A 13,623-nucleotide genomic window follows, 5' to 3' on the forward strand; every position below is an offset into this window, starting at 1 on the left:
CGTCAACCTTTCGCACTCTCCCAAACTTTTATGTATTGTTGGGTTGGTGGTTTTGGTGGATAATGGCAAGCGACTCAGCCACCAGTTACCGGGACGTCTGCAGCCGTCGCCGGTTCATGAAACTAACGGGGGCGTCAGGCGCGGTCGCCCTCGCTGGATGTAGCACCACGTCGAACGACGATACCGACGGCGAGGACACCGACGGGAGCGGTGACGGGTCCGACGGCACCGACGACTCCGGGGGGAGCGTCACCGTCCAGGACAAGACGCTCGTCGGCGCGACGAACGAAGGCGTGCCGAAGAACATGCACTACAACCCCCACAACACCCAGAAGTACGCCGCCTGGTCGGGGGAGATGGTGTTCGACAAGTTCGCGCAGTACCACTTCGGGAAGGGCGAGTTCATCCTCTACGCGCTCGACGACTGGCAGGTCGAATCGGAGTCGGCGACGCTCACGATCAGAGAGGACCTGACGTGGCACAACGGCGACGACGTCACCAGCCAGGACCTCGTCACGCAGTTCAAGATCGGGAAGAAGACCGGGGAGAGCCTCTGGGACTTCACCGAGAGCGTCGAAGCGACCGGCGACAAGACGGTCGAGCTCAGTTTCTCCGAGGAGACCAACCCGACCATCGTCAAGCACACGCTCGCGCCGATGCGCGTCGACACCAAGCACAGCGTGTACAAGGAGTACCTCGACAAGGAAGCGAGCGCGGTCCAGAGCTTCAGTTACGACGAGAACGTCCAGGGAACGGGCCCGTTCAAGTACACGGGCGACGCCGACAAACAGCAGGTGACGCTGAAGCGGTTCGCGGACCACCCCGACGCTGACAACGTGAACTTCGAGGAGTACCAGTACATCCACATGCCGGACAACCCCCAGATGCACGCCGGGTTGCTCGGCGGAAAGCTGGACGTCGCGATGAGCCTGTTCACGCCGCCGAAGGTCGTCGCGAACCTCCCGGACGCCGTCAACGAGGCACGCGTCCCCGCGAAGTGGGGGTACGGGCTCCTCCCGAACCACGACGACCCCGTCATGGGGAAGCGCGAGGTCCGGCAGGCGCTCATGCACGTCATCAACCGCGACCAGGTCCGCGACAACGCGGGGCCGCGGACGAAGTCCACGCCGAAGGTCCCCTGCGGTATCGCAGTCGGCGACCAGGACCGCTGGCTCGGCGACGAGATGGATACCTACGAGACGTACGGGCAGGCCGAGACGCAGTCGAAGAAGGCCGCGTCGCTCCTAGAGTCCGTCGGCTACACGAAGGAAGACGGGAAGTGGAAGGACGAGAACGGCGACGTCATCTCCATCCCGATCAAGCAGTTCGCGGGCTGGGGCGACTGGGTGACTGCGAGTCAGACGATCGCCGACCAGCTCAGTTCGTTCGGGTTCGACGCGTCCGTCACCACCGTCCCGACCGGCCAGATGTGGGGGCAGATCACGGACGGCGACTTCCGGCTCGCGACCGCGTTCTGGCTGCCCGGCGGCCCGCGGTCCGCGTTCCCGTTCTACCCGCTGCGTCATCAGGTCAAGCTCACGACGTGGCAGCGCGGCCACAACTATCCGGAAGGCGAGATCGAGGTGCCCGCCCGCAAGGGCTCGGGCACGACGAGTATGAACCCTGCTTCGAAGGTGGAGAAGCTCCCGGCCGCCACCGACGAGTCCACCGCGCAGGAGCTCGTCCGGCAGGCCGCCTGGCACAACAACCAGGACCTCCCGATGCTCTCGCTCCTCGAGAAACGCGAGCAGTCATTCGTCACCGAGGACGAATGGGACGTCCCCGACGACGGCGCCTCGAACTACAAGGTCAAGTGGCCGTGCCACTGGCTGCCGCGGCAGGGGAACCTCCAGGCGAAGTAGATGCAGACCAGCACCAAACGTTAATAATCACAAAGAGAGATTCGATATCGTATGTCCCACTATCTCGCCAAGCGGACGGCGCGCGTGCTCTTCACGGTCTATCTGGTGGCGACGTTCACGTTCGGTATGATACGACTGCTCCCTGGCGGCCCACTGACGACGCTGCGAGTGAAGCTCGCCAGACAGGGGATGGACCCCGATCAGATCAACGCGTACATCGAGAACTACCAGAACATCAGGCCGGACGCCACGCTACTCGAACAGTACCAGAGCTACATGCTGTCGGTCGCCGGCGGCGACCTCGGTCGGTCGATCTCGCTCGACGAACCGGTGACGAACATCCTCGCGGAGGCGGTTCCGTGGACGGTGTTCGTCGTCGTCGTCTCGACGGTCCTCATGTTCGCGTTCGCGGTCCTGTTCGGCGCGATGATGGCGTACTGGGAGGGAAGCCGGTTCGATCAGGCGTTGACCGGCGTCTCCATCCTCTCCGCGTCCGTCCCGTTCTACGTGCTCGCGCTCCTGCTCGTGTACTTCCTCGGGTACCAGTACCAGGTCCTGCCGACCGGCGGGACGACCGGGCTGGCGGTCGAGAAGGAGTTGAGCGTGCCGTTCGTGATGAGTGCGCTCGAGCACGCTATCCTCCCCGTGGCGTCGTTCACCATCACGGGGATGGGCGTGCAGGCGCTCGCGATGCGCGGGAACAGCATCCAGGTGCTCGGCGAGGACTACGTCCGCGTCGCGCGACTCCGCGGGCTCGCCGACCGCCGTATCGCCACGCGGTACGTCGGGCGCAACGCCATCCTCCCGATGTACACTGGCTTCCTGCTCCTGCTCGGCTTCAACCTCGGTGGGACCATCATCCTGGAACGCATCTTCTCGTATCCGGGACTCGGATTCTACATGTTCAAGGCACTGAAAGCACGGGACTATCCGCTGATGATGGGGACGTTCCTCGTCATCACGGTCGCGCTCGTGGTCGGGGCATACGTCGCGGACCTGACGTACAGCAAGGTCGACCCACGCATCTCTTCGGGGGGGAGCAATGAAGCCTACTGAAACCGACTCGCAGGTCGGCGGGGTCGACTGGTCGAGTTCGAACGCGGCTGCGACCGACCTCTCGAGACTCGACCGCTACCGCGACCTCTACCAGGAGCGCGTGTACAAGCCGGCGGTGGTCGCGTGGAGCGACTGGCGGACGCGCTTCGGCCTGCTCATCGTCGGTTTCTACGTGGTCGTCGCACTGATTGCGGCGCTCGGCCTCTACCCGTCGCCGGAGACGAACCAGGCGCCACGGTACCTCCTGCCGCTGGAGAACATGGACTACGTGCTCGGGACGACCGCGACCGGGACGGACCTGCTCGCGCTCCTCGTGCACGCCACGCCCGAGATGATGTTGATGATTACGAGCGGCGCCATCTGGGCGACCGGCGTCGCGGTCGTCCTCGGGACCGTCGCGGGATTCAAAGGCGGGACGACCGACCGCGTGCTGATGGCGATCGCGGACTTCGTGATGGCGATCCCGGGCCTGCCGCTCATCATGATTCTCGCCATCGCGTTCACGCCCGAGAACCCGCTCGTGCTCGGCGTGCTCATCACGCTGAACTACTGGGCGGGCCTCGGGCGGTCCATCCGCTCGCAGGTGCTCACCATCCGCGAGCAGAACTACGTCGAGGCGTCGCGGACGATGGGGACGCCCACGCATCGCATCATCCGGAAGGACATCATCCCGAACCTGATGCCGTACGTCACCGTGAACTTCGTGACGGCCGCACGGTACGTCATCTTCGCGTCGGTCGGGCTGTACTTCCTCGGCGTCCTCCCCATCGGGGCGGAGAACTGGGGGATCACGATGTACCTCGCGTACTCGACCGCGGGCGCGCTGTACACCATCGAGGCCGCGCACTGGCTGATCGCGCCGATGCTCGCCATCCTCTTCCTCTCGCTCGGGCTCATCCTGCTCGGGCAGGGGATGGATCGCGTGTTCAATCCGCGCGTCAGGACGCGCCTCGCCGGGGAATCGGAGTCGACTGCCGGCAGCGAAGCGGAGGACTCGAACGCCTCCACGGAGATACTCTAACATGACTGCGAGCCACTCTTCGACGGCGACGTCAGCCGTCGACGCGAGCGACACGATCCTCGAGCTCCGGAACGCCAGCGTCACGTACGACGACGGCGAGTCCTACGTGCTCGACGACGTCAGTATCGACATCGAACGGAACGAGATAATCGGTATCGTCGGGGAGAGCGGGAGCGGGAAGTCGATGCTCGCGTCCGCGCTCCTGGACGCCATCCCCGACCCCGGGTTGTTGTCCGGTGAGGTGTCGTACTACCCGGAGGGAGGGGAGCGCGTCGACGTCCTCGACCTTGACGGGGCGTCGTTGAAGGAGCTCCGTTGGGAGGAGGTCTCGATGGTGTTCCAGGGTGCGATGAGTTCGTTCAATCCGACGATGAAGGTCCGCGGGCACTTCGAGGAGACCCTGGACGCGCACGACGCGGACCGAACGGCGGGGATGGCGCGCGCCCGGGAGCTCCTGGAGGACCTCTACCTCGACCCCCAGCGCGTGCTGGATTCGTACCCGCACGAACTCAGTGGGGGGATGCAGCAGCGCGCGCTCATCGCGCTGTCGCTCGTGCTCGAACCGGACGTGCTCGTGATGGACGAGCCGACGGCGGCGCTCGACCTCCTGATGCAGCGCTCGATCCTCGTGCTCCTGGAGAAGCTCCAGGAGAAGTACGACCTGACGATGGTGTTCATCACGCACGACCTGCCGCTGGTCGCGTCGCTCGCGGACCGGCTCGCGGTGATGTACGCGTTCGAGCTCGTGGAGGTCGGGCCGACCGAGGAGATTCTCGGGCACGCGTCGCATCCGTACACGCGAGCGCTCCTGAACGCGACGCCGAACCTGGACGCGCCCCTGGAGGAGATGGAGGCCATCGAGGGGTCGAGTCCGGCACCGGTCAACGTGCCCGAGGGGTGTTCGTTCCGGCCGCGGTGTCCGCTCGCGGACGAGTCCTGTCGCGTCGACGCGCCCGAGCATTCGACGGTCGTCGACGACCACTCGGTCGCGTGTCACCACTGGGAGGACAGCGCCGGCGAGATCCCGTTGAACTACGCGCCCGACGGTGGCACGTCCGCTGACGTGGACGCCGACGGTGGGACCCCGGATGGAATGGACGCGGACGGCAGCCGTGGAGGGGGGGAACGATGAGTGACCCGCTGCTCAGGCTGTCGGACGTCGAGGTGCACTTCGAGAAGGAGCAGAGCATCTGGGACTTCTACCAGGACCCCGACGTCGTGCACGCGGTCGACGGGGTCTCGTTGGACATCGAGGAGAACGACGTGCTCGCGCTCGTCGGCGAGTCCGGCTGCGGGAAGACGACGCTCGGGAAGACCGCGATCGGCCTCCAGCAACCGACGGGTGGGTCCGTGGAGTTCCGCGGGCAGGACATCTGGGAGGCGAAGGCGGGACGCGGCGACGTCCCCTTCGAGGAGATCCGGCAGTCCCTCCAGATAATCCACCAGGACCCGGGGAGTTCGCTGAACCCGAACCAGCGGCTCGTCGAGATCCTCTCGGAGCCGCTCCGGCACGTTCACCCCGACATGGGGAGTGGCGAGCGCCGGGAACGCATCTTCTCGCTCCTGGAGCGCGTCGGAATGTCGCCGGCCGCGGACTTCGGCGACCGCTACCCGCACCAGTTGAGTGGCGGCGAGAAGCAGCGCGTGGCGTTGTGTCGCGCACTCCTGATGAACCCGGACGTCATCCTGGCGGACGAGGCCATCAGTGCGCTCGACGTCTCGCTGCGCGTCGAGATGATGGACCTGATGCTCGACCTCCAGGACGTGTTCGACACGACGTACGTGTTCATCAGTCACGACCTCTCGAACGCGCGGTACTTCACGGAGCACGGCGACGGCCGCATCGGCGTGATGTACCTCGGGGAGCTCGTCGAGCTCGGAACGGCGGAGGAACTCATCGAGGACCCCCGGCATCCGTACACGAACGTGCTCCGGTGGGCGACGCCGGAGCTGTCGCTCGACGCGACGGAGGCGGTCGACCCGCCGATGCGGAAGATAGACATCCCGGACCCCGTGAATCCACCCTCTGGGTGTCGGTTCCACACGCGCTGTCCGAAGGCGCGCGAGGCCTGCAAAGGGGGGACGCCGACGCGCGAGCCCGTCGACGGAGGTGGCCAGGAGGTGGCGTGCTTCCGCGAGCAACCCGAGCACGCGTACTGGGAGAGTGACCCGATAGAGGACTAGGTGTCGCCGCGCGCTTTGCGGTCTGGCGGCCGGTTGCGGTATCGTATCGAGCGCGAGACGGTCGCGTTGCGAACCGAGCGGGGTGGGAGTTGACGTCGGGGCCGCGTGCCATCGGTCTGAGGGCCGATGGCCGCATCGAGCCTCTGTCATGCCCACCACCACACCGAACCCGACGACAACGTTCTTACCACCCCGCTACCACGTCGACGTATGGTCGATACCGGTCCGCTCTTCGAGACGCTCTGTGCGTACCAGGACGTGATGCGTGGACTGGTCGCGCTCCTGGTCGTGATGACGGTCCTGCTCGTGTTCTCGCTGCCGTTCCTCGAGCCGGGAACGGGCCCGTACGCGATCGCGATCGTGGACATCGGGCTCCTCGTCGGTGCGTTCGTGCTCGTCGGCGGCACGTCGCTCGTGTGTGCACGGCGCGAGCCCTGAGTGAGGGTCGTCGGGAGAAGGAGTCCCGGGTCGTGACGTCACTGGGTCGCGAGCGTGACGTAGCCGTCGAAGTTCAGCGCGACCTGTTGGGCGACGTCGCCGAACAGCGCTTTTCCGGCCGGCGAGCGACGCGAGCCGAGGACGAACGCGTGGTCGCAGCCGTGTTCGTCGCCGACGTCGAGGAGCGCCTGTCCGGGGTCGTCGGTGGCGCGAGCGACGATGGTGACGTCGACGTCGTCGGGGACGTCGTCCGCGACGAACGAGCGGACGTCGGCGACGGCGCGGTCGAGCACCGAGCCGGTGTCGTAACTGGTGTTCTCGAGGTGGCCGATGGTCTCGAGCATCTGGGTGTCGTCTTCGAACTGTTCGTGCGTGATGGTCGTGAGCAGGACGAGGTCCGCGTCGGCGCCGAGGGCGTGTTCGACGGCTTCGGCGAGTAGGTCCAGGTGGTCCACGGTCTGCTCGACGAGTACGAGTCCTCGCTCCATTCGACTCAACAAAGCACTCGGTGTCGAGTTAAAACCATCGCCGGGCTGTCGGCGCAGCCAGTTGGACCGCTCGCGCGGTCGGCGCGGTCGGCTCGGGCTCCTCAGTTGTCGCGTCAGTTCGGTTCGAGGAAGTCGGCGGTCTCGGCGGCGAGCGAGCGGACGTCCGCGTCGGGGTCCTCGGCGGCGACCTGGCGGAGGTGGTCGATGGTTTCGTCGTCGCCGAGGAACCCGAGCGCGCGGATGGCGCGACCGCGCAGCATCGGGTGGTCGTGGTCGAGGAGGTCGAGGAGGACCGCGGTGGTGTCGCGGGCGGCGTCCGGGTCGGCTTCGGCGACGGTCGCGATGGCGTCGACGAACGCGGCGGCGACGATGGTCGGTGCGGCGTACGTGACGTCGGCGATCCGGCCGAGGTGTGGGGCGACGGCCTCGGGGTGGGCTTCCGCGACCGCGACGACGACGTTCGCGACGGTCTCGCGGCTCGCCTGCTCGCGTTTCAGTTCGGCGTCGTCGTGCTGTGACATCGCGGCCCGGACCTCGTCGTCGACGGGTGCGGTGTCCGCTGTGCTGGAGACCGCGTCGAGTTCCTGCGTTGGTGCGTCGAGCGCGTCGACGACGGCGTCGACGTGGGCGACGAGGAGCGCCGGCCGTTCGACGGCGAGCGTCCCGAGGAGTTTCGCCCCGTACGCCCGTGCGGTGGAGACGTCGTGCTGGTAGAGCGCGACCAGTTCGTCGACGGCGTCTCCGAACGCGTCCGGGGCCGCCTCCGCGACGGGGACGAGCGCCGCCGCCGCTTTCTGTACGACGACGACGCTCTCGTCGTCGAGTGCGTCGACGAGGACGTCCACGAACGGCCCCATCGCGGCCGGGTCGTCGACGGCTGCCTGGACGCAGACGTCGGTGGCGTGCTGGCGGACGAGCGGGTCGCCCGATTCGAGCGCTCGCTCGACGCTCGTGACGGAGAGGTCGGTGACGCTGGCCGTCTCGGGGTCGACGTCGGCGAGCGGCCCTGACTCGAGAACCATGGTATGGAAGATTCAGTTCTTCCTACAAGAGCGTTGTGGTGGGGACGCGCGTCGCGCTGCAGCGGTGCACGGCAACTGCCCGGATGACGACGCCATCGATTACGGCGACCGGTCATGGTACCGTGGAGGACGGGAGCTGACCGTCGGCGGTCGTCGCGCATCGACACGTCCGGGGTACTTTTTTGTAGTATCATGGTCGATTAGGAACGATGCGATTCGATAGCGCTCGCGGTATCGAGCGACGCGAGTTCGTCAAGGCGGCCGTGGCCATCGGCGGAACGAGCGCGCTCGCGGCCTGCATGGACCGCGAGCGAGGCGACGAGTCCACGACGTCGACGAGTGGAGACCAGTCCGAGAGCGCCGAGTTCCCGCAGGGCGACCCGTCGGTCGTGCCGGACGGACAGCACCGCTGGGGCGACCACCTCGTTCGCGACGCGCACGGGAACACCGTGCTCCCCCAGCACCAGTTGCTCCTCGGCCTCTCCTACGAGAGCGAGACGGAACCCACGGTCGCGGAGCGCGAGCAGGTCACGGCGGCGTTCGAGACGCTCGACCACGCGTTCCGCTGGGGGACCGGAACGCGCACGGGCGCAGCAATCAACGACGGGTTGCTCTACACGCTCGGGTACGCGCCGCGGTACTTCGAGCGGTTCGGGGCGGTGCCCGACCAGCTCGACCCGCCCGAGGACGTGCTCGACGCGGTCGGCGAGGACCCCGCGAAGGCGAACGGTCACGACGCGCTCCTCGTGTTGACGAGCGACTTCGGGTCGATCGTGCTCGCCGCCGAAGCAGCGCTCTTCGGGGAGACGGAGACGGTCAACGGCGTGCGCGTCGACGCGTCGCTCGACGGCGTGTTCGCTCGCGTCGACCGACGGACCGGCGTCGTCGGGAAGGGACTGCCGGCGGAGAAGCTCGAAAACGACGACGTCCCCGAGGAGGCGCCGCTCTCGATGGGGTTCAAGTCCGGGTTCCGGGACAGCCTCCCCGCGGAGGACCGCGTCACGCTCCAGGAAGGGCCGTTCGCCGGCGGAACCACCCAGGCCGTCTCGCGGCTCCGTATCGACCTCGATAGCTGGTACGAGCAGTCCCACGGCGAGCGGACCGCGGAGATGTTCTGTCCCGCTCACGACCCCGACGACGTCGGCGAGACCGGGTCGAAGCTCGGCGGCGATAGCGGCATCACGGAGGACGACGTCGACGCCATCGACGCGCACGCCGACGAGCACGGGACCGTCGGGCACTCCCAGAAGCTCGCTCGCGCCCGGGACGACGACTTCGAGACCGTCATCCTGCGGCGCTCGGAGGGCGTCGCGACGGACGCCGTCGACGACACCGAGTTCAACTTCTCGTCGGTCCAGCAGACCGTCGCGGACTTCGTCGACACGCGCACGGCGATGAACGTCGACGAGTACGACGTGGACGTTCCCGCCGAACGGCACGGCATCGTCGACTACCTCGAGACGCGCTCGCGAGGCACGTACCTGATTCCGTCTCGGGACGACCTCGCACTCCCGGTGCATCGATGAGGGTCCGAACGTTCCTCGCGGGCCGCGCCCGGATCGTCGCCGTGGCGGTCGTCGTCGCCGCCGTCGTCGGTGGTCTCGCGGTCGCATCGGGCGCGCTCGGGTTCGACGCCGAGGCCCCGAGCCCCGAGATCGAGTTCCGGGCGGCGACCGACGACGCCGGCATCGACTACACCGACGACGCGAGCGGTATCGGGAACGGGAACGCGGGCGTGTTCGCCGCTGACGTCGACGACGACGGCTGGACGGACGTCCTCGCACTCGGCGGGGACCGGCCGGTGCTCTACGAGAACGAGAACGGGACGTTCGCGCGCTCGGAGCGACTGCCGGCCCTCCAGCGAGCGTTCCGGAGTGCGGTGTTCTTCGATTACGACGGCGACGGCTGGACGGACCTCCTCCTGCTCGCAGAGGACGCGCCACCCGTCGCGCTCCACAACGACGAGGGGTCCTTCGAGCGGACCGACCTCGGCATCGGGAACCTCACGTATCCACAGGGCGCGACCGTCGCGGACTACGACGGCGACGGCGACCTCGACCTGTTCGTGTACCAGTCCGGTGACTGGGCGAACGGGAAGCCCGAGGGGTACTTCGACGACACCGGGCACGTTGCGGACGACAACGGGAACCCGAACGTGCTGTTCGAGAACGTCGCCCCGAGCGAACCGTCGGAGTCGAGTCGCCGATTCGAGCGCGTCGAGTCGACCGGCATCACTGGCGACACGTGGAGTCTCGCGGCGAGCTTCGTCGACCTGACCGGCGATGGCCACCCGGACGTCCACGTCGCGAACGACTACAACAACGACACCGTCTACGTGAACCAGGGCGACGGGACGTTCGAACGACGACTGCTCGGCGGCGCGACAGCGCGGAACGGGATGGCGTCGGAGGTCGCGGACGTGAACGGCGACGGCCGCCCGGACGTGTTCGTGTCGAACATCTACCTCCCGATATCGAAGGAGAACATGTCCGCGGAGCGTTACGAGCGCTACGAGCGCCTGTTCGAGTTCGTCATCCACTCCGGGCGAACGAAGGGGAACACGCTACTGGTCAACCGGGGCGACGGCCGGTTCGAGGACCGCGCCGACGCGTACGGCGTCCGTCGGGGCGGGTGGGGGTGGGCGGCGAGCCTCACCGACTTCGACAACGACGGCGACCGGGACCTCTGGCAGGCCACCCAGCACGTGCTCCGTATCGACCCCGAGGACCCGCACTACACGTACGCGATGGTCTGGGAGCGCGACGGGTCGTCGTTCCAGTCCAGGGACGCGAGCGAGCGCGGCGTCGCCGAACGGAACGGCCGCGGGATGGTGAGTCTCGACTACGACAACGACGGCGACCGGGACGTCGTCGCCGCGACGTACGGCGGGCCCGTCACGGTCTACGAGAACACCGTCGTGGACGGGAACAGCGTCGCGTTCGAGGTCGTCGACGGCGAGGGCGCGACGGCGCTCGGCGCGGTCGTCACCGTCTCCGCGAACGGCGACGAGACGGTCGTCCGGCAGACCGCGAACGTCGACTACCTCTCGCAGGAACCGCGGGTCGAACACGTCGGGCTCGGAGCGGCGAGCACGGTGACCATCACCGTCGAATGGCCGGACGGGACGACGCGGACGTTCGAGGACGTGCCCGTGAACGCGCGCCTCCGCATCGCGACGGACGGCGTCACCGTGGTCTCGACGTACGACCACGGTTCGTAGCAGCCGGTTCGTAGCGGTCGCCCGCACTCGCCCGCCGTCTCTCTTCTATCGCGCTCGCCATCGACGAGCCAGCGCCTGTAGGGGCCCCGCTTCGCGAACGGCCGTCTGCCCAGCAAGAGTCAGCAGTCCATTTTGTTCGACCCAACAAAGAGATCCGGGCACGATACGGACGGCTCCGGTCGGTCGATTCCAGTACGAGGTATCTCCATTCCGGTACGACCAGTCTGCGTATACGTTCGTCGCGGATGGCGGTGCTCGTGATATTGAGGGAACGGAATGACTATGGTTCCCACCGCACAAGCGGGACCATGGAATCGGAGGAAATGCAGGACGCGCTCGAACGCGCCGGTCTGACCTCGTACCAGGCCGACGCCTATCTCACACTCCTGGACCTCGGGATCGCTCCCGCGGTCGACGTCGCCAAGCGATCGTCCGTTCCGATGTCCCAGATATACAAGGTCCTCGACGACCTCGAGGACGAAGGGTACGTCGAGACCATCGACCGCGAGCAACTGCACGCGCGGCCACGCGACCCGGTGGACGTCCTCAACAACCTCCGGAGCTACAGCGAGGTCCTGAAGGATACGGCCGACGAGATAGAGGACCGATGGAAGGAACCGCATCAGACCGACCACCAGATGAGCGTCGTCAAGCACCAGTCGACGATACACGACCGCGTCCGCTCCTCCATCGCCGAAGCCGACCACGCCATCGAGCTCGCCGCGACGATCGACCAGGTCGAGTCGCTCCTCCCCGCGCTCCGGGACGCGCACGACGACGGCATCATCGTTCGACTATCGGTGTACAATCAGTCCGCGTCGACGAACGTCCTGGACGAACTCGACCTCGAGGACGCGGTGCTCGAGGTCCGCGAGTGCGAGATACCGGGGCCGTTCCTCGCCGTCGTCGACAGGCGACACACGTACTTCGCGCCGAACGACCGGAGCCGCGACCCCTACGGCGTCATCGTCAACGACGACATCCTCTCGTTCATCTTCCACTGGTACTTCCAGACGTGCCTCTGGGCGGTCCAACCGCAGGTTCACACCACGCGCGACGGGCCGCTCCCGTACATCAGCATCGAGGAGTTCATCCAGGACTTCGTCGAGTTGTACTGGGACGGCGTCGGCATCCACGTCGTCGCACACGGCTGGGACAACAACGAGGAGCGGATGCGGACGGTCAGTGGCCCGGTGACGAACATCTCCTACACGGGTTCGGAGTTCGACACGGAGACGCCGTCGCTCGAACAGCTCGCCGGGTTCGCGACGGTGGAGCTCCAGACCGAGCACGGCTCGTACTCCATCGGGGGGTGGGGCGCGGTCTTCGAGGACATGGAGGTGCACGAGCTCGTCGTCGCGGACCTGCACCTGCCGAATCCGGTCGAGCGCGACCCGGTCGACGAAGTCGAGTCGGGTGGTTCCGGACCGCGGTCGGCCGACGCGGAATCGCCGTCTACGGACGGAACTGGATCGGGACGTGCCGAGGGTTCGGGGACGACGCCCTCGGAGGGTTCGTGAACGAACTGACGCCAAATAGGAATAACACCACTAATCTCGTTATTCCGTCTGTCGGGGCGACGCCGATGACTCGCAGTCACAGCCGCCTCGCCGGAGGAGTTCGACGACGCCGTACTGCGCCTGACAGTCTCGACAGAGGACGTTCACCTCGACGAAGAGATGGAAGTCCCCGAGCGTGATGCGGTCGGCGCGCCGGAGGCCGGCGAGGTCCGACTCGACGACCGACTGGACGCGTGACAGCAGTCGCTCGACCGTCTCCGTCGTGTTCTCGACTCGCTTCTCGGGCGACGTCGACTGGTGCTCCGCGCCACGAACGTCCTTGAGGTACGAGCGGATGGCCTGATACGTGACGAAGTCCGCCTCGAGCTGGTCGACGTCCACGCCCTCGCGCTCCAGCCGACCCCTGGCCTCGACGCGACCGCCCGCACTCGCCTCCTCGTCGGTGAGCAGCCGATAGAGGTTGTCGACCTCACCGTCGATGACGGACGCTCCCGCCGACCGTAACGCCAACTCGAGTAACCTGGTGTTGAACGCGTCCGCGAGGTCCCGGAGGCTCGTTCGCTCCCCGCGCTCGCCCGTCCACCTCGCCTCCAGTTCCGCCCCGTACCCCGGGTCGAAGTCGTACGACTCCAGGAGCCGCCCCACCTTCGTCGACGGCGTCCCCTCGTCCTCGTCGTCCGTCTCGTCCATACGGAACCGTACGCGAGCGACCGCATAAAACCGTTCGTCCACGGCTCGACGTCGACCCGTCGACACTCGACGGTCGACCCGGCGTATCGGGGACGCTGCCGGTCCCGTCGAAGACGCGGCCC

The 13,623-nt window shown here is 67.0% G+C and carries 12 protein-coding genes; 9 read left to right on the top strand and 3 right to left on the bottom strand.

The annotated features are described in order from the left end of the window. The first annotated feature begins 62 nt into the window (after positions 1-62). From LI336_RS08615 to LI336_RS08640, 6 genes are all read left to right on the top strand, one after another. The gene (locus LI336_RS08615) at positions 63-1,862 is read left to right on the top strand and encodes an ABC transporter substrate-binding protein (protein ID WP_227132715.1); all 1,800 of its coding nucleotides are present in this window, start codon (positions 63-65) and stop codon (positions 1,860-1,862) included. 51 nt (positions 1,863-1,913) lie between these two features. Continuing rightward, entirely contained in the window at positions 1,914-2,918 is a 1,005-nt protein-coding gene (locus LI336_RS08620; RefSeq protein WP_227132716.1) for an ABC transporter permease, read from the top strand. Continuing rightward, on the top strand, positions 2,905-3,939 hold the full coding sequence (locus tag LI336_RS08625; protein ID WP_227132717.1) for an ABC transporter permease: 1,035 nt from the start codon (positions 2,905-2,907) through the stop codon (positions 3,937-3,939). Before LI336_RS08620 ends, LI336_RS08625 begins: the two co-directional genes overlap by 14 nt. 1 nt (position 3,940) lies before the next feature. After that, the gene (locus LI336_RS08630) at positions 3,941-5,071 is read left to right on the top strand and encodes an ABC transporter ATP-binding protein (RefSeq protein WP_227132718.1); all 1,131 of its coding nucleotides are present in this window, start codon (positions 3,941-3,943) and stop codon (positions 5,069-5,071) included. Beyond that, positions 5,068-6,123, top strand: a complete 1,056-nt coding sequence (locus LI336_RS08635) for an oligopeptide/dipeptide ABC transporter ATP-binding protein (RefSeq protein WP_227132719.1) — start codon at positions 5,068-5,070, stop codon at positions 6,121-6,123. The genes LI336_RS08630 and LI336_RS08635 overlap by 4 nt, the downstream gene beginning before the upstream one ends. 210 nt (positions 6,124-6,333) lie before the next feature. After that, a complete protein-coding gene (locus LI336_RS08640) occupies positions 6,334-6,561 on the top strand; it encodes a hypothetical protein (protein ID WP_227132720.1) in 228 nt (75 codons plus the stop codon). 38 nt (positions 6,562-6,599) lie between these two features. On the opposite strand, the gene LI336_RS08645 is transcribed toward LI336_RS08640, so the two are convergent. Then, complete coding sequence (locus LI336_RS08645) at positions 6,600-7,049, bottom strand: universal stress protein (protein ID WP_227132721.1); 450 nt, start codon at positions 7,047-7,049, stop codon at positions 6,600-6,602. Between the two features lie 113 nt (positions 7,050-7,162). Next, positions 7,163-8,071 carry a HEAT repeat domain-containing protein gene (locus tag LI336_RS08650; RefSeq protein ID WP_227132722.1) on the bottom strand — a complete coding sequence of 303 codons (909 nt, stop codon included), beginning with the start codon at positions 8,069-8,071 and terminating at the stop codon, positions 7,163-7,165. Between the two features lie 209 nt (positions 8,072-8,280). On the opposite strand from LI336_RS08650, the gene LI336_RS08655 reads away from it, so the two are divergent. The 3 genes from LI336_RS08655 to LI336_RS08665 all read left to right on the top strand — a co-directional run bounded on the left by LI336_RS08655 (position 8,281) and on the right by LI336_RS08665 (position 12,811). Next, positions 8,281-9,597 carry a DUF7405 family protein gene (locus LI336_RS08655; RefSeq protein WP_227132723.1) on the top strand — a complete coding sequence of 439 codons (1,317 nt, stop codon included), beginning with the start codon at positions 8,281-8,283 and terminating at the stop codon, positions 9,595-9,597. Continuing rightward, entirely contained in the window at positions 9,594-11,291 is a 1,698-nt protein-coding gene (locus tag LI336_RS08660) for a CRTAC1 family protein (RefSeq protein ID WP_227132724.1), read from the top strand. Before LI336_RS08655 ends, LI336_RS08660 begins: the two co-directional genes overlap by 4 nt. 308 nt (positions 11,292-11,599) lie before the next feature. Next, a complete protein-coding gene (locus tag LI336_RS08665) occupies positions 11,600-12,811 on the top strand; it encodes a TrmB family transcriptional regulator (protein WP_227132725.1) in 1,212 nt (403 codons plus the stop codon). Positions 12,812-12,850: 39 nt separating this feature from the next. Here the strand turns inward: LI336_RS08665 and rdfA are convergent, their stop codons facing one another. Beyond that, positions 12,851-13,501, bottom strand: coding sequence for a rod-determining factor RdfA (gene rdfA, locus LI336_RS08670; RefSeq protein ID WP_227132726.1), 651 nt, complete (start codon positions 13,499-13,501; stop codon positions 12,851-12,853). Positions 13,502-13,623 lie beyond the last annotated feature (122 nt).

This window comes from Halorubellus salinus (genome assembly GCF_020567525.1).
Taxonomy (GTDB): domain Archaea; phylum Halobacteriota; class Halobacteria; order Halobacteriales; family Natrialbaceae; genus Halorubellus; species Halorubellus salinus.